The sequence below is a fragment of the Oceanospirillum multiglobuliferum genome (assembly GCF_900167095.1).
Classification (GTDB): Bacteria; Pseudomonadota; Gammaproteobacteria; order Pseudomonadales; family Halomonadaceae; genus Oceanospirillum; species Oceanospirillum multiglobuliferum.
Genome location: NZ_FUXG01000007.1, coordinates 131,081 through 155,934 on the forward strand (window position 1 = coordinate 131,081; position 24,854 = coordinate 155,934).

At 43.9% G+C, this 24,854-nt stretch carries 24 protein-coding genes and 1 pseudogene; 12 read left to right on the top strand and 13 right to left on the bottom strand.

Annotation, left to right across the window (positions count from 1 at the left end):
* Positions 1–38: 38 nt before the first annotated feature.
* Positions 39–2,642 (bottom strand): putative bifunctional diguanylate cyclase/phosphodiesterase, encoded by a 2,604-nt coding sequence (locus tag B5D26_RS06805; RefSeq protein WP_078744983.1) that lies wholly within the window; start codon positions 2,640–2,642, stop codon positions 39–41.
* Positions 2,643–2,983: 341 nt separating this feature from the next.
* Between B5D26_RS06805 and B5D26_RS06810 the strand changes: the two genes are divergently transcribed.
* Entirely contained in the window at positions 2,984–3,469 is a 486-nt protein-coding gene (locus B5D26_RS06810; RefSeq protein ID WP_078744984.1) for an Lrp/AsnC family transcriptional regulator, read from the top strand.
* Between the two features lie 121 nt (positions 3,470–3,590).
* Here B5D26_RS06810 and B5D26_RS06815 read toward each other — a convergent pair whose 3' ends face one another.
* Genes B5D26_RS06815 through B5D26_RS06830 form a run of 4 tightly spaced genes read right to left on the bottom strand, consistent with a single transcriptional unit; the run spans position 3,591 to position 7,236 of the window.
* On the bottom strand, positions 3,591–4,724 hold the full coding sequence (locus tag B5D26_RS06815; protein WP_078744985.1) for an ABC transporter permease: 1,134 nt from the start codon (positions 4,722–4,724) through the stop codon (positions 3,591–3,593).
* A complete protein-coding gene (locus B5D26_RS06820; RefSeq protein ID WP_078744986.1) occupies positions 4,702–5,649 on the bottom strand; it encodes an ABC transporter ATP-binding protein in 948 nt (315 codons plus the stop codon). Before B5D26_RS06820 ends, B5D26_RS06815 begins: the two co-directional genes overlap by 23 nt.
* A complete protein-coding gene (locus tag B5D26_RS06825; RefSeq protein ID WP_078744987.1) occupies positions 5,646–6,590 on the bottom strand; it encodes an HlyD family secretion protein in 945 nt (314 codons plus the stop codon). The genes B5D26_RS06820 and B5D26_RS06825 overlap by 4 nt, the downstream gene beginning before the upstream one ends.
* Positions 6,580–7,236, bottom strand: coding sequence for a TetR/AcrR family transcriptional regulator (locus tag B5D26_RS06830; protein ID WP_078744988.1), 657 nt, complete (start codon positions 7,234–7,236; stop codon positions 6,580–6,582). The genes B5D26_RS06825 and B5D26_RS06830 overlap by 11 nt, the downstream gene beginning before the upstream one ends.
* Positions 7,237–7,572: 336 nt before the next feature.
* On the opposite strand from B5D26_RS06830, the gene B5D26_RS06835 reads away from it, so the two are divergent.
* Together B5D26_RS06835 and B5D26_RS06840 are read left to right on the top strand one after the other, a co-directional pair.
* Positions 7,573–8,430 (top strand): glycosyl hydrolase family 18 protein, encoded by an 858-nt coding sequence (locus B5D26_RS06835; RefSeq protein WP_078744989.1) that lies wholly within the window; start codon positions 7,573–7,575, stop codon positions 8,428–8,430.
* Positions 8,431–8,695: 265 nt separating this feature from the next.
* Positions 8,696–10,717, top strand: coding sequence for an amidohydrolase (locus tag B5D26_RS06840; protein WP_078744990.1), 2,022 nt, complete (start codon positions 8,696–8,698; stop codon positions 10,715–10,717).
* A 200-nt stretch (positions 10,718–10,917) separates the two neighbouring features.
* On the opposite strand, the gene B5D26_RS06845 is transcribed toward B5D26_RS06840, so the two are convergent.
* The 4 genes from B5D26_RS06845 to B5D26_RS06860 all read right to left on the bottom strand — a co-directional run bounded on the left by B5D26_RS06845 (position 10,918) and on the right by B5D26_RS06860 (position 14,696).
* Positions 10,918–11,826, bottom strand: a complete 909-nt coding sequence (locus tag B5D26_RS06845; protein ID WP_078744991.1) for a helix-turn-helix transcriptional regulator — start codon at positions 11,824–11,826, stop codon at positions 10,918–10,920.
* A gap of 50 nt (positions 11,827–11,876) precedes the next feature.
* Positions 11,877–12,800, bottom strand: a complete 924-nt coding sequence (locus B5D26_RS06850; protein ID WP_078744992.1) for a formate dehydrogenase accessory sulfurtransferase FdhD — start codon at positions 12,798–12,800, stop codon at positions 11,877–11,879.
* Between the two features lie 259 nt (positions 12,801–13,059).
* The gene (locus B5D26_RS06855) at positions 13,060–13,869 is read right to left on the bottom strand and encodes a flagellar motor protein MotB (RefSeq protein WP_078744993.1); all 810 of its coding nucleotides are present in this window, start codon (positions 13,867–13,869) and stop codon (positions 13,060–13,062) included.
* A gap of 53 nt (positions 13,870–13,922) precedes the next feature.
* Entirely contained in the window at positions 13,923–14,696 is a 774-nt protein-coding gene (locus B5D26_RS06860) for a motility protein A (protein ID WP_078744994.1), read from the bottom strand.
* A 241-nt stretch (positions 14,697–14,937) separates the two neighbouring features.
* On the opposite strand from B5D26_RS06860, the gene B5D26_RS06865 reads away from it, so the two are divergent.
* Complete coding sequence (locus B5D26_RS06865; RefSeq protein WP_078744995.1) at positions 14,938–15,543, top strand: MarC family protein; 606 nt, start codon at positions 14,938–14,940, stop codon at positions 15,541–15,543.
* Between the two features lie 167 nt (positions 15,544–15,710).
* Positions 15,711–16,352, top strand: coding sequence for a pyridoxamine 5'-phosphate oxidase (gene pdxH, locus B5D26_RS06870; protein ID WP_078744996.1), 642 nt, complete (start codon positions 15,711–15,713; stop codon positions 16,350–16,352).
* A 108-nt stretch (positions 16,353–16,460) separates the two neighbouring features.
* On the opposite strand, the gene B5D26_RS06875 is transcribed toward pdxH, so the two are convergent.
* Positions 16,461–17,126, bottom strand: coding sequence for a transglutaminase-like domain-containing protein (locus B5D26_RS06875; protein WP_078744997.1), 666 nt, complete (start codon positions 17,124–17,126; stop codon positions 16,461–16,463).
* Positions 17,127–17,371: 245 nt separating this feature from the next.
* On the opposite strand from B5D26_RS06875, the gene B5D26_RS06880 reads away from it, so the two are divergent.
* Entirely contained in the window at positions 17,372–17,653 is a 282-nt protein-coding gene (locus tag B5D26_RS06880) for a peptidylprolyl isomerase (protein WP_078744998.1), read from the top strand.
* A 130-nt stretch (positions 17,654–17,783) separates the two neighbouring features.
* On the opposite strand, the gene ung is transcribed toward B5D26_RS06880, so the two are convergent.
* Positions 17,784–18,467, bottom strand: coding sequence for a uracil-DNA glycosylase (gene ung / locus B5D26_RS06885; protein WP_078744999.1), 684 nt, complete (start codon positions 18,465–18,467; stop codon positions 17,784–17,786).
* Positions 18,468–18,687: 220 nt separating this feature from the next.
* Here ung and moaB point away from each other — a divergent pair, with 220 nt between their 5' ends.
* The 5 genes from moaB (at position 18,688) to B5D26_RS16370 (ending at position 22,857) form a co-directional block, all read left to right on the top strand.
* Positions 18,688–19,233, top strand: a complete 546-nt coding sequence (gene moaB / locus B5D26_RS06890) for a molybdenum cofactor biosynthesis protein B (protein WP_078745000.1) — start codon at positions 18,688–18,690, stop codon at positions 19,231–19,233.
* A gap of 95 nt (positions 19,234–19,328) precedes the next feature.
* A complete protein-coding gene (locus B5D26_RS06895; RefSeq protein WP_078745001.1) occupies positions 19,329–20,606 on the top strand; it encodes a molybdopterin molybdotransferase MoeA in 1,278 nt (425 codons plus the stop codon).
* A gap of 304 nt (positions 20,607–20,910) precedes the next feature.
* Entirely contained in the window at positions 20,911–21,906 is a 996-nt protein-coding gene (locus tag B5D26_RS06900; RefSeq protein WP_078745002.1) for a response regulator, read from the top strand.
* A complete protein-coding gene (locus tag B5D26_RS16365; RefSeq protein WP_234985214.1) occupies positions 21,903–22,442 on the top strand; it encodes a PAS domain-containing protein in 540 nt (179 codons plus the stop codon). Before B5D26_RS06900 ends, B5D26_RS16365 begins: the two co-directional genes overlap by 4 nt.
* A 25-nt stretch (positions 22,443–22,467) precedes the next feature.
* Positions 22,468–22,857 (top strand): GGDEF domain-containing protein, encoded by a 390-nt coding sequence (locus B5D26_RS16370; RefSeq protein WP_234985215.1) that lies wholly within the window; start codon positions 22,468–22,470, stop codon positions 22,855–22,857.
* 106 nt (positions 22,858–22,963) lie between these two features.
* Here B5D26_RS16370 and B5D26_RS06910 read toward each other — a convergent pair whose 3' ends face one another.
* Positions 22,964–24,169, bottom strand: a complete 1,206-nt coding sequence (locus tag B5D26_RS06910; protein ID WP_078745003.1) for a hypothetical protein — start codon at positions 24,167–24,169, stop codon at positions 22,964–22,966.
* Positions 24,170–24,433: 264 nt separating this feature from the next.
* On the opposite strand from B5D26_RS06910, the pseudogene B5D26_RS16680 reads away from it, so the two are divergent.
* Positions 24,434–24,550 (top strand): annotated as a pseudogene (locus B5D26_RS16680) (FAD-dependent oxidoreductase); the annotation flags it as partial.
* A gap of 50 nt (positions 24,551–24,600) precedes the next feature.
* Here B5D26_RS16680 and B5D26_RS16280 read toward each other — a convergent pair.
* A partial coding sequence (locus B5D26_RS16280) for a zinc ribbon domain-containing protein (RefSeq protein WP_200810632.1) occupies positions 24,601–24,854 on the bottom strand: 254 nt, incomplete at its 5' end.

Consider the following 24,854-nt stretch of genomic DNA (forward strand, 5'->3'; position numbering starts at 1 on the left):
CCTATTAAAGCACTCTAATCTATTGTTTTATAGGTTTTTTATGCTGACACAGTTATTTTCTCAAGCAAAAATGCAGGCGCTGGTCGACCTAAATAGTAACCTTGCGCATAATCTATACCCAAAGCTTGAACAGCCTGCATAATCTCTTCATCTTCAATAAACTCAGCGATTGTCTTGATATTAAGATTTTGCGCTAAAGTTACAATACTTTTTACAAATGCCATATATTTATCATCTTGCAACATATTACGGATAAATTCACCTTCGATTTTGATTACGTCAATCGGGAAGTGCTTGATGTAATGAAAAGATGAAAATCCAGAACCAAAATCATCAATTGCAAAATTAAAGCCTTCTAACTTTAAGTCTAATACGAACTTTTCAAGTAGTGCTAAGTTGCTTACAGTTTCACGCTCGGTTAACTCAAACACTATTCGGTCAGAAGCAATTGCATAATCTACGGCCAGCTGTCTGATTCGACCAATGAATTCACTAACAATCAGTGACTTAGGTGAAAGATTGATAAACAAGGTGCCCTTATAGCCTTGTTCAACGACTTGCTGAAAGGCTTTTTCGATCAACAAGTAGTCCATTTTATGCACGACGCCAATACCCTCTGCAATATCAATAAACTCTCCTGCAGGGATAATTTTGCCGTCTTTTTCAATTCTCATCAGCAATTCATGAATAATTATCTCACCAGTATTCACATCTATAATGGGCTGAAAGAAAGGTACGATACGCTTCTGCTCTAATGCTTCAAGTACCATGATATTTTTGGCACCCGCCTCTTTATACACCTCGGCAACTTCATGTTCTTCAGGTACAGCAATGGCGTTGCGACCATCTCTTTTGGCTTTGTACATCATATTGTCAGCCATTAAAAAAAGGTCTCGCGGATTTTTGGCATGCTGAGGATAAACGGCAATACCGATAGAACTAGTTGCACGTACAAAACCTGAATCAGGAGTGCGCAGCTCTAATTTTTCTAAATTTGATCGAATGCGCTGTGCAACGGAGTGCGCTTGCTCCTCTCCTGCTTCAGGCAGAATAATAGTGAACTCATCACCGCCGTAACGCGCTAAAAAATCACCTGGGCGAACACTTTGCTCTAACACTTTGCCAAAGGCCTGTAAGAATTGATCGCCAAAAGCATGACCGTAGCGATCATTCACCGTTTTAAAGTTATCGAGATCTAACATCAACAGGCTGAAAGATTCTTCATGGCGAGTGGCGCGTCCAACTTCATATCCTAATAGCTCTTTAAACATCCGCTGGTTATGTAAGCCTGTGAGCGGATCGCGGGTGGCGTAGTATTCAAGATCTTTGGTGTATTTGTAGATCGCTTTAACAGAGCCAACTAAGTTTAAAAGTGTTGTTAAAATACCATCAATGACAATATGGCGGATCGGGTCACGCGCTAAATCTGACTGAACGCCAATACCCACAACCCCACCAATTTTTGGCGCTTCAAGTAAGAGTGATTTGGTTTGTAGTTCAATATCTTTAGGCGCAATATTGAGCTGCACTTCCATCTGCTGCTCAGGGCTAGCGACATGATGTGTAATACTTAGAATAGAGGCTCCTTGGTGAAAGTGGTCGTCTCCTTCAATTTGTTGACGTAGGTAGTTCTCAAAATCTTGCCTGGTGGCATCTGGCACATTTTGATACCAAAAGACCTCTAATTCATAACCCTCTTCTTCTACTTGAAAGATGGTGACTAAGGTATGCGCCTGAATGATACTGTTGATATCAACCAACAGGTCTTTAATAAAATCTCGCCAGTCACGCACCACATCAGAGGTAATGATAAATTTACTGAGTAGACGGATCTCAAATTCTAAAATATCTTTATCAACTGCTACATCTTTAAGCTTTTCCATCAACTGGCTGACATGATCAAACGCACCATTGAACTCGTCAAAGTAGAAGTCTGCTTTCAAACTGTCCATCTGCCGAAAGTCTTTAATGGTATTCACTTCTGCCAATTGGCTTTTAAACTGTCCAATGGAGCGCTTAATTTTTACGGCAATAAATCCAGAGAAAACTAGTGCCGCAAATAAAATCAAAATTGAACACAGCACAAATAGGGCAATGTAGTTTTGCCTCATTTCATCGCTGATCGCTTGCATGTCCTGTTTAAGGTCAATAACACCTAAAGTGTCACCTGTCTTTGCGTTGGTGTGGCAGACAGTACATTCAGCTCTGGCGGTGAGGGGATAAATACGTCGCATAATATGCCCTGTCTGACTCACTTGTTCAGCACCGCTGGCGAATACTTGTTCAATATTTACATCGAACTTTGGCTGGTTAATGCTGCCAAAAAGTTGCTTGACCTTCTCACCTCGGTAGATCTCAATTTCGAATGGCGTATTAGCAAATGAAGATTTGGTTGCAGAGATGAAAACTTCTAAATCTTTGCGCGTCCAGCCTTGGCGCATCACCTGAAACATACCATTGAAGGTATTACTTGCAATGGTTTGCGAGCTGGCCTCAGCCTGCCGTTGAATAATGTTTTCGTATAGCAGTGTGACGGCTAAGGTCACACTAAAAAAGACCGTCAATGACACGAGCATAATCGACACTAAGACATAACCTCTCAGTGTGCGTAAAAATCGCTGCGCTTGTTGAATTAACTGCATGTCTGCCCCAGTTTGCTGTAAACCCACTAAATTAATTAGCCGATTTAAGCATGGCTATAGCTATAGATTGCTGATGCAACTCAACATGCAGGCACTAAAGTGCAAAAGTTAGTGATTTAGCCATATATAAGTGACACTGACTGCCAATTTTGGTGATAAACCCTACTTTTCTGCCTGAAGAGCAGCACTATCTATGAAACAGTTATAAATAGCGCCTTCAGCAAACAAAAACATTACTTTTAAGCTATTTAATAGTCATATACTCTTAAATAAACCAATAAAATCAAGAAGTATGCTAAAAACTTGTAACAGAATAATAATGAAAATAGGTTGCTGCCAACATGACATCCCTAAAACAAATTGACCGTATAGACCGAAAAATTCTGCATGAAATTCAACGTAATGCTGATATCAGCAATTTAGAACTGGCAGAGAAAGTAGGCTTGTCGCCTTCACCCTGTGCCCGTCGAGTTAAAATCTTAGAAGATGCGGGCATTATTCAGCAGCGTGTTACTCTACTCAGCCAAACTGCACTTGGCCTAGATCTAACGATCTACATTCATGTCTGTTTAGAATGCCAAGTTCCTGAGCGTCTTGAGCATTTTGAAAATAAGATAATGAGCTATGACCAAGTCTTAGAATGCTCGTTAATTACGGGAAGTGATGCTGATTTTCTGCTAAAGGTCGTAATGCCAGATATGCCGGCCTATGAACAGTTTCTGCTAAAAGAGTTGAATCAAATAAAAGGGGTCACCAGTATTCGTACTAGCTTTGTACTTAGACAGGTCATACAGCGCACAGCTTTGCCTTTAGGGCATATAGGCTAAAATTTCTATTTCATAAACCCCAGTTTGCATAACGCAAGCTGGGGCATTTGGTGATTACATAATCAAACTTTAAAAACAGAAACTGCATGACGTCAATGTACTACTAGATAATAAATCATCTTTAATCCAGCCGCTTTTTAAATCTTAAGGTGGCAATGGTCATCCCCACCGCAATAAAGCCCAGCAGATAGCCCACGTCAAAATGTAAGTCGCTCCAGTGGGCTTCTCGTAACACCACGGCGCGAATCATCCGCACGTAATGAGTGGCTGGCAGCAGTTCAGAGATCCACTGTGCAGGCTCTGGCATTGCCGAAAACGGAAACATAAAGCCAGACAGCAAAATAGAGGGCAGTAGGATAAAGATGGTCATCTGCATCGCTTGCAGTTGGGTTTGTGCTTGAGTGGAGATGACCAATCCCAACGTTAAACTGGCCAAAATAAAAAGCAGCGTGATGACCAGTAGTGAGAATAGATCGACAGGTAGTGGCACCGCAAAAAGTCTATTGCCCAGTGTTAAAATAATACCCATTTGCAGTAGGCCCACCAAAATATAGGGCACAATTTTACCCAGCATCAGTTCAATTGGTCTGATCGGGGTGGTTATCAGAAACTCCATATTGCCCTGTTCTCGCTCACGCACGATGGCGGCTGAGGTAAACAAGATCATGGTCATGGTTAGGATCACCGCGATTAAACCCGGAACGATGTTAACGGCAGAGCGTTTTTCAGGATTGAAGTAGTTCACAATCTCGAACACAGCGCTGGAGGTGTCGACACCTTGCACGGCACGCGGATCGGAAAGAGGCATTTGACGTAAGCCACTCACCGCACCGCTAAGTACGGGGTCGCTGCCATCGGTGATCCACTGTCCGATCGGCGCGGTGGACAGTTGTAACTCACGGGTTAACAGGCGACGTTCAAAGTCTGCAGGCAGATACAGCACTGCTGCCACTTCGCCGTTGGTGATGGCCGCTTCAGCTTGTTTTAAGTCGTCAAAGCGACGGATAAACTGCACCACTTGGCTGGCCTCAAGGTCTTGCACTAAGGTGCGCGATTGTGAGGTCGCTGCAAAGTCGAGCAGGCCAGCAGGTACATGGCGCACATCGGTGTTGATGGCGTAGCCAAATAACATCAGTTGGGCAAAAGGGATCATCACAATCATGGCGAAGGTGATGCGGTCTCGTGCCAGTTGGCGCAACTCTTTGATCATGATGGCGATGGCACGGGCAGCACTAAAGCGGATGGCGTTGGACATAAGCCGCTCCCGTATTGGCAACAAACACATCTTCTAAACTGGGTCGGGTCTGTTCCACCTGATGCTCTGTACTGACCTGCGCTTTCAGCCAAACCTCTGGTTGAGGTTGATCTAGACTGACCAAAACCCGTAGACGCTCACCAATTTGTGCGGTTGAGATGACCGATTCTCTCGCCATTAGAGCGTTACGCAATTGGCGAAGATTGTCTCCGCTGACTTCAAATACGGCGGCGTGCATCTGTGCGATCAATTGTTTAGGTGTACCATCTGCCCGTTTTTGTCCCTGCTCTAAAATTGCAAGGGCATGACAGCGTTCAGCCTCATCCATGTAATGTGTGGACACTAAAATGGTGGTGCCTTGGTCACTCAAATCAAATAAGCGCTCCCAGAACTCGCGTCTATTTTCAGGATCAACCGCTGAGGTGGGTTCATCTAAAAACAGGAGTTGGGGTTGGTGCATAGTGGCCGCAGCCAGTGCCAAACGCTGTTTTTGTCCACCACTGAGCGCACCCGCCCGTACTTTGATTTTATCGTTGAGATGATACAGCTCAGCCAGTTCGGCAATTCTGGCTTTGCGAGCACTACGGGTTAAGCCGTAGATCTGTCCAACAAAGTCGAGATTTTCCAATACCGACAAGTTGTCATACAGAGAGAACTTCTGCGTCATATAGCCAATCTTCAAACGCAGTTCATCCGCTTGCTCGGGCAGTTGATAACCCAACACTTTGGCAGAGCCTGCACTGGGCGTTAATAACCCCGTTAACATGCGAATGGTGGTCGACTTGCCGCAGCCATTGGGGCCTAAAAAACCATAAATCGTCCCTTTTTGAATCTGTAAATCCAGCTGGTTGACGGCAAAGTAATTCTGAAAGCGCTTGCTTAAACCTTGGGTTTCAATGGCCAGTTCAGGCTGAATAGGACTCATGGCAGTTCAACCCTAACAGGGGTGCCGCTGGGCAGACGAGTACTGTCGGGCAGGGCTATTTCGGTTAAGTACACCAAGCGTGTCCGCTCATTTTGATGCAATGCAAAGTGAGGCGTAAATGCAGGGGTTGGGCTGATAAAACGAATTTTTCCCGGGATGACTGCTGATGCGCCATCCACCCAGACGCCGATGTTTTGTCCCACTTGCCACTGGCTTAACATGCGTTCTGGTAAATAGATTCGGGCATAGGGCTGCTGTGCTAAGGTCTGTTTTAATACCACAGCACCAACGGGCACACGTTCACCCTGTTGCCAAGGTAAGGCCTCAATCATACCAGCATTCTGGGCATATAAGCTTAAATCCAGTAGGCGTTGCTGCGCTTGTTGTAAACGAGCTTGAGCCGCCAACACCCCTTGAGCGCTTTGCTCAAGTTCTTCAGGTTGATTGCCGTGAACCAGTTCCGCCAGTTGTTGCTGTGCTTGCACTAACTCGGCCTGAGTGACTTGATATTCCGCTTGTACGCGCTCTAGTTCACCTTCAGCAATATTGCGTTGTTTTTCCAAAGTCTTAGCGCGTTTTAAAGACAAGCCAATCTCTTTTAGCTTAGCCTGTACGCCATCAATCCGTGCTTGGGCCGCGATGAAACGCTCGGTACGCGCCCCCTTTTGCATCAAAGCATCACTGGCTTTTTTCTGCGCCAACTCGGCTTCAAGTTGGGCGATCATTAAGCGTTGCTGCACCTCATCAAAACGCAGCAACAATGCACCTTCTGCCACTTGTTGACCTTTTTTAACCGCGATCTCTACGATGGGCTCGCTTGAGGTTGCACGGTATAAGATTGCGTCACGCTCTAGGGTGCCAAATGCCGAGGGCGGCTCTTGCTGCTGACAACCCGCCAATAAAAACACACAGGTTGCCAATACCGCTAACTTACGCATCATCAGAAGCTCCTTGCTTAGGTGCCGCGACCAGACCTGAACTCAACAGTTGTTGATTGTGCTGTGCAAGGACAGCAAAAAACGAGGCGTCGGGCGTTACCCCTAGTTTGTCGGTTAACAGTTTGGGAATCAAAAAGGGGAAGACGGTTAAACTGACACAAGAAATTAACGCCAGTTTAATATCGACCTCCGGTCGTAAAACGCCTTGCTGAGTTAAGGCTTGAGACAACCTGCCAACAGCGGTATCAATAAAGCGAGAGAACACTTGAGAGACCATCTCATGTTCCGCTGAATGCGTGTCGTATAACGAGCGGATAATCAAACGAGGTAGGTCGGGGCTTGGTGCCATAATTTGTGCATACAAGCTGATAAAAGAGAATAGGTCTTTAGGCGGCTGGTGCTGCACATCGGCTGAGAGCGCATCTAACATTGGGGCGATCGTTTCTTGCAGAACCGCTTCAAACAAACCGCGTTTGTCCACAAAGTAATAGCGTATCATCGCAGGAGTTAACCCCGCCTCTTCGGCGATGATACGTGTGGTAGTATGGGTATAGCCATGACGCACAAATAATTTACGTGCTGCCTTTAACAGCTTGTCACGATTATCGGCTTCACCCTCCTGCTTGGGTCTGCCCATCTCTTTTTTCATTGTGCCCTATCTCTTTGCTCAAAGATTAATTATCCATCCGGTTAATAGATTATGAGCAATGGGCACAGAATCACAGCGGAAAAATTATCCAGAAGCTGGAAAAATGGATAAGAGGTAAGCACTTGAATAAAAGTATGTTGGTATTTACTGACTAGCGACTAGAAAACACGAAAGACTTCTGTGTGATAAGAAAATTGATATTTTTAGTAAAATTCTTCCAATACTTAGGGTTTTTACTAGTTGTTACGTAAGTTAATCACATGTAACTTAAATATAGAGCTAAAGCAATATACCTAATATGGCTGCTTACCCTGATATATAGAAAAGGATACTTATATGAGTCGTAATACACTGATGGTTGGTTACCTACAAAGCTGGTCAGACATTACTTTTACACAAGCAGCGGAGCAAGGTTATAGTGCGATTGTGATGGCATTTGGTAAAATTGATGGTGCCACTGTTGGTATTTTTGGTGATGTATTTGCTGCATCTCCTTCAGAGACTGCGCTGAAGGCAGACATAAAAAAAGCTAAATCAAAGGGCGCAAAGCAAATATTATTTTCAGTAGGTGGCGAACACAATACTTATAATCCAAATGGCGCTCCAGCAGCCGTACTTGCTAATAATCTGGTTGAATACCTTACAGATTATGGTTTCACTGGTATAGATTTTGATTTGGAAATAAATGGTGACGGAGAGTATTTGAATGAGCTTTGCCAAGCCATAAAAAAACTTGCCCCAACATTGCTTATTACAGCGGCTCCTCAGATAAATCAGGCAGATCATGCTAGTAATTTATTTTTGGTTTCCATCGGCAATGCACGTATGTATGATCAAGCAATGAATAATAATTTTTTTGATTATTTGTTTATTCAGGCATATAACAATCCATGGCCTGAGATTGATGGAAGTAAAGAAATAAATCTTGACTTTATATCTAAGAGTTTTGCTAATTTAAGAAAAACTATCCCTGCAGAAACCAAAATTGTTATTGGTGAGCCAGCTAATAGCGATGCGGCCGGAACAAGCATTTTTACTACTCCTGATGCTCCTGTAAATATATACGAATTAATTAGCTATCAATACCAACTTATTTGTAAAGACCCACAGTTTGGAGGTGCTATGGTTTGGAGTGTTAATTTAGATGCACAGACAAATTATCAGTTTGTTAAAACGATTAAAGATGTCATCTAGTACTTTGTTGATTAGTTGTAAAATCTATTTTTTCACCCTAGAACTATTGTAAGCGTGGGTGTTATTTGAGTGTATTGGTTTCTGTTTCTTCTACTAACAGAATGTATTTTTTATCAATTATTATGAGTTAACCGCTCATATAGACGTAGTTTAGTGTAGTCGATTATTATGGCTGTTCCCTAAAGTATAGTTGTCACCCAGTGGCTGCAAGCTTTGAGTTTAACTGCCTTTTATATGTCCTAATTTGTTATTTTAAAGGATTTTTATGTCAAACAACGGTATCGTATTAGAGCATGCTTGCTTGGGCCACTCACATACTGAGACGGATACTCTTACTTGTTCCTGCTGCAGCCCAATCTGGAAATATTTTCTTTCTCCTAAAATGTTTGAAAACCAGCATCAGTCAGACAGATCCCCCTTAAGTGAAGAGCCAGCAACGCAAATATTTCGTGTGAAAAAGGGCTTAAATGGGCTGGGTCATATCTACACGTTAGCTGGCGGCAAGGATGTCTCTGTGGAGGCTATTGGTATTCAAAATGGCCGTATTGTCGCAACAGGGACTTATGAAGAAGTGAAAGCAGCTATGCCAGACTGTATGTCAGAGCAGTCGTTAGAGTCAGGCCATACTCTTATTCCGGGGATGTTTGAACCTCACTTACATATTATCACCTCAGCTGTTTTTAATACTATGGTAGATGTAGGGCCTTTCGAAGGCCAAACTTTAAGACAAGGCTACACTCGTGATTTCGTCATTGAAAGTCTGAAAGACTATGTTGAAAAGGACGAAATGAAGTGGATTCTTGGTCGGAATGTTGACCCATCTTTGCTCAAGGGAAATAAAGTCTTTAATGAATCTACTCTTAATGAGGCTTCTGAAAAAAAACCTATTTTCTTAATGAACTCTTCTATGCATGTTGGATATGTGAATAGAGTGGCTATTGAGAGGGTGAAGGCATTTTTTGCAGAAAAGGACGAGAAAGAAAAAGTAGCCTTTTTAGATACCTGTGATGGTATTTTGAAAGAGCTGCCAGAGTTAGGGCCTGTATTACAGGTGATTGCCGTAGAGAATCCACTGAATGCAGATAGACTCCATAAAGAAATTGCAGGTATTTTTTCCGAAGCCAGTAAGCGAGGCGTTACCTCTGTATTGGAAGCCGGACTAGATCCTGCCAGCGTTGAGAAAGGTGATCTGGGGCCGTCTTTTATATACAACCAGCCTGCAATCCTAAAGTCTATCGCTGAAAACAATTGTCCTGTGCGTATTAGTGCTGCACTTGCTGCTACTACCTTGGCAGATTTTAATGATAATATCGAAGGGCGCTACACGTTAAATACGGGCAATGAACTGTTTAATATTCCCTTTATTAAAATCTTATCTGATGGTTCTAATCAAGGCCTGACAGGGCTGCAATTCCAGCCTTATGAGTGTAATGAAAACTATTTACCCTATAATAAAGTTGGCGAACCTTCATTCGACCAAGATGTTAGTAGGCAGACGAATATTGGTCTGTTCAACTACGGCTATCCAATTGAATACGACACCCTGATTAAGAAAATAGTGGATAATGGTTGGTCTATGATTGTCCATGCAAATGGAGATCAAGCCGCAAGCCGGACGGTAAATGCCTTTGAAAGAGCAGGTGTTACCAAAGCAACTAAAGAGTTGCGTCGTGATCGTATTGATCATGCGTCTTTGCTCTCTGATGAAACTCTAGAAAAAATGTATAACTTGGGTATATCTCCAAGCTTCTTGATTGGCCATGTGGGGTACTGGGGCTGGGCTTTCCAACAAATGATTCTAGGTGCTGAAAAATCACAGTTATTAGATCGTTGTCAATCGGCCATCAGTAATCACGATATGCGTATTACATTGCACAGTGACTACAGTGTGACTCCTCTAGGGCCTCTTCGTATGATGGAACAAGCGATTACGCGTATTATGGAAGGCGCACCTGATATGCCTCGACCAAATAATGACCCAAAACCAGAGAATGAAACGCTTTCTATGACATCCTCATCCTTTCCTGTGCTTCATAAAGAGGAACAAATCTCTCGTTTTCAAGCTTTGAAAGCCGCAACTTATGATGCCGCTTGGCAGTGTCATGCGGACCAATGGACAGGATCATTGGAAGTCGGTAAGTGCGCTGATTTTGTCATTCTTGAAGAGTCGCCTTTAACCTACAGTAATCCAACGTATGGTGTTTACTCTGCATTTGGTATGCGTGATATTAAAGTACTAGAAACTTGGAAAGGCGGAGTTAAACGTTACCATAATACAGAAGTGTGAAGCAGACATATGCCTATTATCTTTAACCTGCATACTAGTCTGTAGGGATATTTACAATAGTTGTAAAAATAGGCTTCAGATAAAGCTTGGTTTATTGGTCTAAACTAAGCCCTCATATTTTCCGGCCTCTGGCCGGAAAATATCGAAATACTTTGGTTCAGGTGCTTAATCAACACTTCCTACAAGATCAAATAGCGCAGCTACTCTGCACCATTCCAGACCATTTTTCCGCAATCGGTTAAGTTATAGCCCCCTAAGTCGTTGGCCAATGCTTGACCCTCTGTGCTTTGCATATAGTCAAAAAGCTGTTGAAACAGCCCTCTGAAATACACACTACGTGGCACAACCAGATCAAAGGCTTCTTCACAAACCGGAATAAAGGCCAAACCATATTCTCTTGCAGCACTTAAACTACCCGGCCCAATATCCGCATCACCACGGCAGATCATTGAAGCAAGCTCCCGTTCACTGAAGGCTTGTTGACTGATATTCAGCTCATCTTGCCGATATTTCTGTTCCGTTAACCACTCTTGCAAAAAGCGCTGCGAGCCTGCTCCCTCCTGACGCACAACCCACCGTAAACGGCCAATGGCCACTTGTTCTGGCTGCAGCGGATTAAAATGATCTGGGTGTACAATTAAACCTTGTGTTCGCAAAAACGCGCGCACTAATACCCACTGCCGATAATGGGTAAACTGGCGCACAAGCCCAGGGTGCCGCAAATGACTTTCCTCTGCACGCCCCCAGTGAATTGCTGCGACATCAGCATGACCTTGCGATAACAAACTAAGCCCCATTCTAGAACCCGTCACACTGTAGCTATACAGGGCTTTATTCCCCACAATCGCGGGTAACCGCAACATCACTGCTTGCAAAAAAGGGTCGTCACTGCCTGTCAGTAGGAGTCGATCGGCCATTAAACCGCTATGACAGGACTCTAGTAGCCAACGATCAACTAACTTCTTAGGAAACAACCACTTTCCCGTTACTTTGGTTGCAGGTATTTGCCCTTCACTGGCCAGTGCATACACTTTTTTTTCATTCAAATGTAAATAATCGGCCACCTGCTTAACATTCATAAACAGGGTATCGGCAATCATCTCGGTCATAGTGTTTCTCTAATAACGCCCATTATTAATTCAGTTCAAAACAAACGGGATCAAGCTGGTGCCTCTCGCCCCGCATTGGCGCGCTGAGTGACTTCTAAAGCGGCTGCCACTTTTGCCCCATTCGGCTTTAAACTAGGCTTTTCATCCCAGATAAAGCGCTCTTGCTCGCTGTAAATAAGAAAATGGCGACCTTTTGCTCTGGCAATCAGCATGATGCCCAATTTTTGCGCTAATTTAAGTCCCATCTCTGTAACCCCTGAGCGCGACAGCAACACGGAGATCCCCATTCGGGCAACTTTAATCACCATCTCAGAAGTCAAACGCCCTGTGGTATAAAACACCATCTCTTCAACAAAAAGGTTATTCAACCACTGCTTTCCAGCTAAGGTATCCACGGCATTGTGACGACCAACATCCTCAGAAAATGCCAACACCTGTGCTTGAGCCTCAGAAGCAATAGGCAGCGTACAAAGCGCACACCCATGTACGGCACCCGCAGACCGGTAGGTTTCGTTATGCTCATTAAGTACCGATAGCAATTGATAAATTGCACGCTGCCGGACTGTAAACAAGGTGAGGTTGACCTGATCTAGATCCGCCATCAATGCCCCGTACTGAGTCCCCTGTCCGCAGCCTGTGGTAACCGTTTTATGTTGAAGCTTTTCCTCTAGTTTGGGATCATGCGCTGCTACCACAACTGCAGATTCAACCTCCCAATCCACCTGAATTGCCACCACCTTATCTAGTCCTGTGATCATGCCTTGATTTCGCAGATAACCTAACACCAGTGCTTCAGGCTCCGCACCCAATGTCATCAGCGTGACGATCTCACGTTTATTCAAATACAGCGTCAGTGCGCGCTCACAGGCAATAGACAGCGTCCTCACTTCACCTTGTTCATCCCAAACCTGAGCTGACTCTGTTAGGTTGATCTGAGCGTACGAACGCACAAAAGCAGATTGTGATTGGGTCATTAGGTTGCAATCCTTTTAGGCTTTCTAGGGATACAGCAATATCCATTCCCAAACAGCGATAGCACATAGCAGATGGTGGTTGCAGGGGATTTCTTGGCAGAGAAATAACCGATGGCAAGTGAACCAAAGGTGAAAAAGCAACCTCAAAAGGACAAAATGTCACAAATAAGGACAAAATGTCCGAAGCAGCTTAACTGTGTAGGCATAAAAAAGGGACACCAATGGGTATCCCTTATCAATTCAAGCGGGGCGGCTTAGGTTAGCGCAACATCGGGGCTTGCTGAATGCCTTGATAAACATCACGTTCAGTTTTCTCAGGACGTTCAATCAGTAAAATTTCAACCCGACGGTTTTTAATGCGGTTGGCAGGACTATCATTAGGCACCAATGGTCGAGCATCGGCGTTGCCAACAACATAAAGAAACTGCTCTTCAAGATCTGTCAGCCAAGTCAACTCATGAGCAACCGATACCGCACGAGCCGCAGACAGATCCCAGTTTGAACGGAAGCGCTCGGTATTAATCGGCTGATCATCTGTATGCCCGCCTACAATTGTAAACATCTGATATTCAGAGATCAGTTGCCCGACTTTCTGCAGTACAGGTACAACGCCTGGCTCTAAGTAGTCACTGCCAGAGGTGAAAGCAGAGTCATCTGGAAAACGGATGATAATGTGGTCTTCATCCCGCTCCACAATGATCACACCTTTTTCAATCTCTTCCGTGAAATTGGTTTCCAAACGGTTGCCGATGCTTTCTAGCTGGCTCTCAGAGTCTGCATCCTCCGCTTTAGTCGATGGCTGAGGTTTTAACGGTTCAATAATATTTTCATTTTTCGGTGGATTATCCGCTGGAATAATACTCAGAGGATTTAAATCCTGTAGACCAAATGAACTTTGCATAGCCTGTGCGATACTTTTGTACCGTTCAACGTCGGTGGTCGAAAACGACAGAATCAGTACAAAGAAGGTCAGTAGCAGAGTCATCATATCTGCAAAAGTAACCATCCACTCAGGCACTTCCTCGTTTTTGGGTGCCTTACGTTTTCTTTTGGTATTTATACTGGCCACCCTAGTGTCCTCGTTTTAAACATTGACCCAACGCATCAATAATTAACGGTGTTCTATATTTCTTCAGACATTGACATGCCAGAGCGCAAATATTCTGGCAAGTAGGTTTCTAGTAGCTCATCCATAACCGTTGGGTTTAGACCTTCTTGAATACCTAAAACAGACTCCGTGATTAGAGACATATTAGCCTCTAACTCACCACCTTTAAGTGCCAGTTTGTCAGCTAAAGGCAGCATAACCAGCTGGGCAATCAAAGACCCATAAAGTGTCGTTAACAACGCAACAGCCATACCAGGGCCTAGCTTTGATGGGTCATCAAGGTTATTCAGCATCTGCACCAAACCAACTAGGGTACCTATCATACCGAAGGCGGGCGCAGAACCTGCCATGTTGCGGAATACTTTCTCGCCCAGTTGTTTGCGATCAATCGACATGCTCATTTCGTTATAGAGCACTTTTTGAATAAACTCGGGCGGATGACCATCAACACACAGCTGAATACCTTTTGCAAAAAAAGGATTTTCGATGGGTTCATCTTCGAGACCGAGCAAACCATTACGACGTGCAATCTTAGCAAGGTGATTTGCCAGCCGAATAATCTCTCTTGGGTTGTCGTTACTTTCTAAGAAAGCAACAGAGAAGCCTTCTTTGATACCTGAAAAGAAACTGGCGATTCTGAATTTAACCAGTGTCACAGATACAGTGCCACCGACAACAATCAAAATACCGGCGACGTTTAAGAAAATGCTTGGGTCATCACCTTGGGCAACGCCAAGTCCCACGAATGCGATACCAGTGATGAGTCCTAATAGAGTGGCGAAATCCATTGATCCAACCTTATATGCAAGCTTTTAGGGTTATTTTAGTGAAGGATAACTCAGCACTACTCTGATTAGTAGCCTATATAACTGAATTTTCAGTAGCTTAACTGATATCGGCCATCATACGTTTAACTTTATTTACAGTTTTTTGTATCCCGCACAGAACGCCACAAAACACTGCGATACAGATTTCTTAATTTTGACTATAATTCAGTTTTAACCACCTTTGATCAGGAATTTTGCAGTAATGGCGCTGTTTTTTTCAACCTGGATACAGTTTATATTTCTCTTTGCCCCCTTCTTTGTGGTTTCAATGTTCTTAGCATTGACCCGAGGAGAGTCAAAAGCACAGAAACGCAGCACCATTAATCGTGCGATTTTATCCTCCGTTTTTATTAGTTTAGTACTGTTTTTCTTTGGCACGACTCTCTTTTCAATACTTGGCATTACGCTAGACTCTTTCCGTATAGGAGCAGGCTGCTTGTTGTTCTTATCTGCAGTTAGTCTAGTAAAGGATGGTGTGCGTAATCATGCCACAGGTGTACCTGAGCAAGAGAAAGATGATATTTCAGTAGTACCTTTGGCAATACCAACCATTATTGGTCCTGCAACCATTGGTGCAATTTTGGTCTACGGTGCAGAGCTTAAAACACCTATTGAGATGCTGATAGGTGTGAGCGCATTGCTGTCTGCACTACTGGTGCTAGGTATATTGCTGTATGTATCAAATGAAATTGAACGTGTTTTAGGTAAAACAGGACTTAATATTCTAAGTAAGATGACAGGCCTGATCTTAAGCGCAATGGCTGCCCAGATTGTATTCTCTGGCATTAAGAACTTTCTGAATTTATAGTTTTCTAACAAATTCACCGTAGAGTTTAACTGTGCTGTTAGTTTGACTCTACTGTTTGCCTTGGATCATTTGTCAGTTGCAAAACCGTTAAAGTGCTTGGCATATTATCTATGATCTGAAAACATTGATACCTACTTCCTATTATTCGTTAATTTAGAGTCTCTCAAATGAATCAGGATATCTCCTCGCTACGTCGAGTTTTTGACCAAAAAGGTCTGCATAAAGAAGAGTTGCAGAGCAATCCCTTTGATCAGTTCCACTTGTGGTTTGAGGATGCGGTAAAAGCTGAGCCTTTTGATCCGAATGCGATGACGTTATCAACGATTTCTCCAGAAAATCGCCCAGCATCACGCATCGTGTTGTTAAAAGGCATTGATTCAAGAGGGCTTATTTTTTATACCAACTATCAGAGCGAAAAGGGTATGCATTTAGCAGGCAACCCTTTTGCCTCAGTGGTATTTTGGTGGGGACAAAATCAACGCCAAGTACGTATTGATGGTGTGGTTGAGCGTATCTCTCCTCAGCAGTCTGACGAGTATTTCTCAAGTCGTCCAAAGGATAGTCAACTAGGCGCTTGGATTTCTAAGCAAAGTGCAGTTATTCCTGACCGTGACTGGTTGTCTCAGCGTTGCGACCAGTTTACAGAGCAATTTGGTGACGATCCGATCCCTCGCCCACCACATTGGGGAGGCTATCGTATCGTGCCTGACTTATTTGAGTTTTGGCAGGGGCAGCCAAGTCGTTTACATGACCGTTTCCGATATATAATGGAAGGCGGTCGCTGGGTGACTGAGCGCCTAGCACCTTAATCCGAAAACTCTACCCCACGCTACTAATCTGTTAAAAAGCCACCGCAGAACAGTTCTACGATGGCTTTTTTGTACTAAAAGTGTGGTCTGTTTATTCTGTTTTATAAGCTAGGCCGCTCTTGAGCTTTTATCATTACCATGATCATTATCAGACGTAGTAGAAGAGAGCTGATCGATGAAATAATCCTCTTCAGAGCTTTTGGTTGAGTAACTGATCATCATTTGGTCGGGAAGTCTATGATACAGTTCATTTACGTGACTGGAATTAAGCAGCGCATCTACAACAGAATCTAACGGATTAGGCCAAATACCTAAAATATGCTCGGCATCTTCATAAGTTAAACTTTCCGCTGGTGGCGTGAAGAAAGTCTTTGCACTTGTTTTACCACCTCTTGCATCCACCCTAAGCCAACCTATCTGACTCAAATAAACAGCATTTAAGCCGTGTAATCGCTTACTTTTTGGCCCCCAATCGTTGTCAACTCGCTGATAACAAAAACCTGATGGAATACCGTTGGCTCGCAATAACGCACTGAGTAGATGGCTTTTGGCAAAGCAGCAACCATTTTTATTGATTAAAACTTCTGATGCTTTTAAAGGTACAGCGCTCTTTTGATAGTCCCAACTATGTGCAATTTGATCTCTGACCCATTCAAAGCTTCGCCGAATCAACCCTAAAGGCTCTTGAGACCCTTTAGATAAATAACTGGCAAGTGCCAGAACCTCTGGATGATCCCAGTTGATAATCGCAGTCGGACGCAGAAAAGGATTCATAAGACACCTGAGTAATAATAGGAAGCAGCGTTAACTCTGAATACTCAGCATGCATTGGGTCGATGACAGCGACTTGACCTGATGATGACAAGTTCATGACGTCCATTGGTTGAACCATTTGCTCATAAAACTATCCAAAGAAGGACTAATATTTTAACCTCAGCTGGGTTATGGTCATCTGACAGTCGAATGAAACTGATTGAATAAACCTAACTCAAGATAACAACAAACACAGGAGCTGCATTATGCCGCAAGCTAGCGCACGTCATATCCTAGTGACAACAGAAGAACAGTGCTTGAACCTCAAAGCAGAGATTGAATCAGGCAAAAGCTTTGCAGATGTTGCTCGTGAGCACTCACTATGCCCATCGGGTGCTCAGGGTGGTGATTTAGGTAGTTTTCGCCCTGGTCAAATGGTGCCAGAGTTTGACAATGCTGTTTTTTCAGGCGAAGTTAACACTGTATTAGGCCCTGTGCGTACTCAGTTTGGGTATCACTTATTAGAAGTGACAGAGAGAACGGCATAACGAAGTGCCTGCCTATCTTGGCAAGAGTGTTCTGATTAGGCGTTTAAACCGTTCGGATTGAGCTTGTAAGGCCTTTGAATTAAACGGCTGTTTCCAAGTTCAATACGAACGGAGCACCTTGAACAATACCTTAGGGATATTCAGGTAGTTGCCAATTTATAGGTATTCTACCCCGTTGTTGTAAGAATGCATTGGCTTGGCTAAATGGGTGATGGCCAAAGAAACCTCTGTAAGCTGATAGTGGCGAAGGGTGTGCCGACTTCAACACCAAGTGTTTATTCTGGTCAACAAAATCCGCTTTTTTCTGAGCATAACTACCCCAAAGGATGAAAACTACACTGTCTTGTTGTTCATTAATCAGATGTATTACACGGTCAGTGAACGTCTCCCAACCTTGCTTCTGATGCGATCCAGCATTGCCCTGCTCAACGGTCAGCACACTATTTAACAACAATACACCCTGTTTAGCCCACGCTGTTAAGCAGCCATGACTGACGGGCTGACAGTTCAAATCATTTTGCAGCTCTTTGTAAATATTCACTAGGGAAGGGGGAGCTTTAATACCTGCCGGAACCGAAAAACATAAGCCGTGTGCCTGATTTGGGCCGTGATATGGGTCTTGCCCCAAAATGACTACTTTCACTTGTTGCAGAGAGGTAAGTTTGAAAGCATTAAACCAATCGGATGAGTGCGGATAAATTACTTTACCAAGCTGTTTTTCTTGAACCAAAAATGCTTTGAGTTGTTGCATGTAAGGCTTCTCAAACTCATCCCCTAATACTGAAAGCCAATCTGCGGGCAGATCAATCGCCATACCTGTATCCTGCATTAAATACTTAAGTTTAACAAAAAGAATCCCGCTTGAGTTAGCGGGTTGCTATTTTAAGAGCGTGAACACAGTATAAACCAAAGCCACTCTTGTACTTATTGAGATTTTTTACGCTTATTTTACCCATCGTAATGGCACAAGCTGTGCTTTGACTCTACCTATCATTTCTTAAATGAGCTCGATCTAACCACAGAAGGTAATCTTTATGTCGCAGCTTTTTGCAAAACCCGCTCAACCAGTCGATGTGCCTTTAAATATTGCGATACTAACCGTATCTGACACCCGTACGCTGGAGACAGATAAAAGTGGTGATACATTGATTAGCTGTTTGCAAGAAGCTGGACACAAGCTTGCAAGCCGCGCTATAGCACCGGATGATATTTATCAGTTGCGTGCTGTAATTTCAAAATGGATTGCTGATCCTACTGTGCATTGCATTATTACCACTGGCGGTACGGGATTTTCTGGTAGAGATAGTACGCCGGAGGCAGTAGCCCCTTTACTAGATAAAGAGATCACTGGCTTTGGAGAGGTGTTTCGTATGCTCTCCTATGATGAGATTAAAACATCTACCATTCAATCTCGCGCTTTGGGCGGATTAGCCAACAATACACTGGTATTTTGCTTGCCCGGCTCTACAGGTGCTTGTCGTACAGGTTGGTACGGCGTTATTCAGGACCAGCTTGATAGCCGTCATCGCCCTTGTAACTATGTAGCACTGTTAACTCATGGCAAGGCTACGCACGTTTAAACCCGATGAAGACCTGAATACTTTAAATGAGTTATGCCTGACTATTCAGCGTAACTCTTAACCTTTGTCCTCGAACTGAATATCTGAGTGTCACCATGCGGTCAAACAACTCGAAAGATCCTTGTGATCAGCAAGGTTTAATGCCTGTTGATGAAGCCATTAGCCAAATATGCTCGGCCATTCAAGCGGTTGGAACTGAAACTAGAGCACTTTCACAAGCTTTTGGCTATGTTTTGGCAGAAGCGGTTAAGGCTCAAGTGAATGTGCCGCCTGTTGATAACAGTGCGATGGATGGTTATGCTGTCTGTCTTGATGATTTACAGCAAAATAGAGTATTACCTGTTAGTCAGCGTATTCCTGCGGGTAGCCAGCCTGCACCGCTACAAGCTGGAACTTGTGCTCGTGTTTTTACTGGAGCAGAGATCCCGCTAGGTGCTGACACTGTGGTGATGCAGGAGCAGGTGCTTCTGGTAAATGATGCAACGTTAGGCACAGTTGTCTCTTTTCCTGAACAACTGAGCCAAGGCACACATATTCGCCGCGCTGGGCAAGATATTATGCAAGGGGCTGTTTTGCTTGAGTCAGGCACACGTTTAGATGCTGTAAGCCTTGGCTTAATTGCCTCTGTAGGTCAGGGGCAGGTGACTGTTTACCGTAAGCTTAAAGTAGCGCTGCTGAGTACGGGTGACGAACTGGTTGAGCCGGGTTTACCCTTAAAAGGAGGGCAGATTTACAACTCCAACCGTTATTTACTGCTTTCACTTCTAAATGGTTTAGGTTGCGAGGTAGTTGATCTCGGTATAGTACCAGATACCCATACTGCTACTCTCTTCGCCTTACAACAAGCAGCAGAGCAGGCTGACTTGGTTATCACAAGTGGTGGTGTATCAGTTGGCGAGGAAGATCACGTCAAAAGCTGTGTGCAGGAGCTGGGTAGCTTGAACTTATGGCGCATAGCGATGAAACCGGGTAAACCGCTTGCATTTGGTCAAATTGAGAACGCGTATTTTATTGGTTTGCCAGGTAATCCTGTGTCAGCTTTTTTAACTTGTTTAATTGCAGTGCGTCCTGCTTTAGCGGTATTGCAAGGTCGTGGCGCTCAGGCTGTACCTATTTATCAGCATGCTGTAGCAAATTTTGACATTGAAGCTGGGCAGCGCCGAGAATATCTGCGCGTGCAATCTATTCCTGCTCAAGAGAATGAACTTCCTAGTCAACCTACTCGATTAGAACTGTTTGCCAATCAAAACTCAGGTGTGCTGACCTCTTGTCAATGGGCTGATGCGCTTGCGATTATTGAACCGGGTCAGAAAATACGTTCAGGAGACTGGGTGCGTTATCTGCCAATGGCGCATTTACTGTTAGCGCCTTAAAATGGCTATCGGTCTGTAACAAGCTCTCATACAAACGCTTTTCTACAAAGAAGCCTAATGTTTCAAGTATTTACTTGTCATTGATTCACCCCAGACACACCAAATAACAGGGGGAATAGATAATTTGTTGATTTGAGATGCTAATTCGTGCAAATTTTTAACGAAATAATCAACAATCACTCATGCTTACCCCTGTAGTTTCCTGAGAAAGATCTGTATCATTTTGTAAAATAAAAAAAGAGTTAGAACGGTTTTCCTTCAAACTGTTACCCCTTTGCATAGCAATATAGGACGTCTGCTGCATATGACCACGCCCATTGTCATCTGTGATGACTCAAGCTTCGCGCGCAAACAGATGGCTCGCTCCCTGCCTGGAGGCTGGGATGTTGAAGTCAGCTTTGCTGCGCACGAAAAAGAAGCCATTGACGCCATCAAGGCAGGAAAGGCTGATATCCTCTTCCTCGACCTGAATATGCCAATTATGGATGGCTATGAAGTACTTGAGGCAATTCGTGCCGAAGACCTGCCAACGATGGTTTTAGTGGTTTCTGGTGACATTCAGCCAGAAGCACATAAACGCGTAACCTCGTTAGGGGCTTTGGACTTTATTAAGAAGCCTGTCACCACTGAAAAAATCACTGAGATTTTGACCAACTTTGGCATCATCAGCCAAACACAGCCGCAATCAGAATCTGAGCTGGCTCGCTTTGATGATCAACAAGTGGGTTTAACTGACCTAATTCAAGAGGTCGTCAATGTATCTATGGGGCAAGCAGGTAGCTTGCTGGCGGGCTTGTTAGATACATTTATTCATTTGCCTGTACCCAAGATTCATCTGGTTGAGTATCAAAAGCTGTCTCAAATTCTGGCTTCCAGAGAGAATCCATCATTGTCTGGTGTTTCACAAGGCTTTAATGGCTCAGGTATCTCTGGCGAGGCCGTGCTAGTTGTGTCAGATGACAGCGTACCGAATATGTCAAAACTGCTTCAATATGACACTAGCTTAAATGGTAATAGTGACCTTGAAGTATTAATGGATCTGTCAGGTATTTTGATTGGCGCATGCCTAAAGGGTATTGCAGAGCAACTTGACCTTGAGTTCAGCTATAGCCACCCCATGATTTTGGGACGTAAACAAATGTTAGCACCTTTACTTGGTGATAATGTTCCGCAGCAGCAAGTACTGGCAATTGAAATTGACTACAGTATTCCTGCTTACAACGTTGAGTGTGATCTGATCTTGATTTTAACCGCAGATTCTATACCTGCGCTTTCGGAGCGTGCGGGGTATTTGAAATGAGCTTAAGTAGCAAAGACCTAGACATGACAGGTCTGCATTGGATGATGCAGATGCTGCAAACCGTTGATGTGGGCTTGGTGGTATTAGACCGCAGTTTAAAAATTCAGCTCTGGAACGGTTTTATGGAAAGCCATAGCGGCATTCGCACGGCCAAAGCTCGTGATGAAAACCTATTTACGCTATTCCCTGAAATACCAGAACAATGGTTAACCCGAAAAATTGAATCTGTCTTTACATTAAATAGTCGAGCTTATTCAACGTGGGAGCAAAGGCCGCACTTATTTAAATTTAAGAGTTACCGTCCGCTTACGGGGCGCTCTGAGTTGATGTATCAAAACATCACGATAATTCCACTTACGGGTATTGATAAGTCGGTTACTCACGTTTGTATTTTGGTTTACGATGTGACCGATATTGCCACGGGTAAGATTGAGTTGCAAAAAGCCAATGAAGAGTTAGCACGCTTGAGCCGAACAGATCGTTTAACAGGCTTGAATAACCGTGGTCACTGGGAGGAGCGAGTTTTTACGCTGTAAGCGTGGCAGCCTTTCATCTCTGATCATGTTTGACATTGATCACTTTAAGAAGGTAAACGACACTTACGGCCACCAAGCTGGCGATGAAGTAATTCGCGTAGTCTCGAACACGCTATTGCAGATGCAGCGCGAAACCGATGTTTCTGGCCGTTATGGTGGGGAAGAATTTGGTATTATTCTACCTGACACTGATGCACAACATGCCTTCATTATGGCCGATCGCTTGCGCAAACAAATTGAAAGCATGCCTGTAACCCATGATGGCCAAGTCATTCAGTTTACAATTAGCTTGGGTATCAGTGAGTTCACCGAAGATCTGCACGAGCACACAGAGTGGCTAGAACGTTCTGATCAAGCGCTTTACGAGTCTAAGCGTAACGGTCGAAATCAAACCAATATCTTCAAGCAAAAATAGACAACACCACGGCTGACCTACTATTTCAGTCTGTTTGATTAATAAACCTCGGTTTATCCTTAAGCCGAGGTTTAGTTTTCTTTCGGATATGAGACTAAACAGTGTTTTAAACCTGTAGATCAATCTGCTGTATCGTACCAACCTCTCCCGATTCCTTGATAAAAACACCGCTACTACGTAGCATGCCAAGGTTCTCGTTGTCAGCTTCACGATTTAACGCAAATTTAGTATCCGCATGGCCTAAGTAAATTGCACCCACCTCTTTATCTAAAAGGGCATAGAGTTGCGCTTCACCTTGATCATTTGGAATCCAGATTCTCAGTTGACTAAAGACGGCATCATCCTCATCGATGAAACCATCTTGGTCGTCATCCAGCGCTGCTAAGTCAGCAAAACCATTACCACTTTGTGCGCCAAATAGTTCAGTACCATCGTTGATCTGGCCATCCCCATTCCGATCTAGGGCTAAAAAGCCTGAACCTGCTTTTAATTGCGCTAGCGAGTCAATCTGACCATCAGCATCAATATCAAAGCGGAATGTCTCTTGGTCTTTAAGGCCAACAGATGGAGCGTCAAAGTTGATCACTAAAGGGTCTTTTAATGTACCTGCAACCGCTTGCACTACCTCTGTGGACTCAAACGCACGGCTTAATCCTAGCTCTAGTTGAAGATTGATTTCTCTTCCATCTCCAGTCGTAACTCGTCCTTGTGCAGCAAAGCGCGTGTACTCTTCTTCTCGGTAAACCGTCGAAGCTTGATAGTCCATGCGCCAACCATACTCAGGCTCAGAAGACCCTGCCTTAGCATTTCCTTTTTGGCTGTGTAGATGTTGCTCCATTTTATTAGCTATCTCTTTTAATTCATTTGCATCTTTATCGATTCTTTGCATTTCGCGTTTATCAATAAGATCAAATTTACTACCAAAGATTTGCTCCATTAAGCGTACAAAAACAGCCAACTTTAACTCTTCTACGCTTTCAGGCATATCAGAGTCATGAGAGATTTCAGCCTGTTTTTCAATTTTGTCACTTTTCTCAGCGGGTTTATCCTGACCATGCGCGGGTGCAATAACCAAGCCTTTACCAAGACCGCGATGATGCCGTCCCAATAGTTCCGGCAGCAATTGGTCTTGTTTTCCGGTGATAACTTGCACTCCTAGCGAAACTTCATCTGATCGGGATTGCCGTTGATATTCAGTGGTACGTTCTCCTTTCTGGTCTCTTTCAAAAAGATGTATGGTTTCTTGTGTTTCTACATACGCCTCTCTGCTATGGGTTGACAGAAAAGAGATCTGACCTTGGTCGATTTTCATATCTTCACCCGTGTTAATGTCAAAAGTTAAATTAAGGTACAACCCTAGGAAAATCGGCAGTTGTAGCGATTTTTGGAGTGAATTATTTTCACTTTTTAAAAGGATAAGCAGAGTCAAAATACTGCTGAAACAGGGTGAACTTTTGAGTGTGAATTGTAATTTTGTCTACACTGTTGATTAAGAAGAGAATTAAAGTTAAGGCGCATCAAATTCTGAGTGTTGCGTGCCAGTGATCTAAGTGCTAAATCACAAGGAGTAATGACCATGTATGACAGTATTGTTTTAGGTGCGGGTGTTATTGGCGTTAATACTGCCTACTGGCTGGCAAAAGCGGGACAGAAAGTTTTGGTAGTTGACCGCCAGGCAGCGACTGGTAATGAGGCTTCTTTTGGTGACTGCTCCCCGCCCTTTCGGGCGAGGCTTCCAACTTCTCAGGCAGCAACCGGCGCGTGGCCGGATTTACGCAAGCCTCCATTGGCAGGAACCGACAGTCCTTCGGCCCGTAGTTTGATAACACCCTGCTGGCGGATATTGATCGCGGCGTTGATGTCGCGATCTAGCTCTACCGAACAAGCCGGGCATGCCCAGATGCGAACCGACAACGGCAGGGTGTCTACCTTGTGTCCACAGCAAGAACAGGTCTTGGAGCTGGCAAACCACTGGTCGATTTTAACCAGATGCTTAC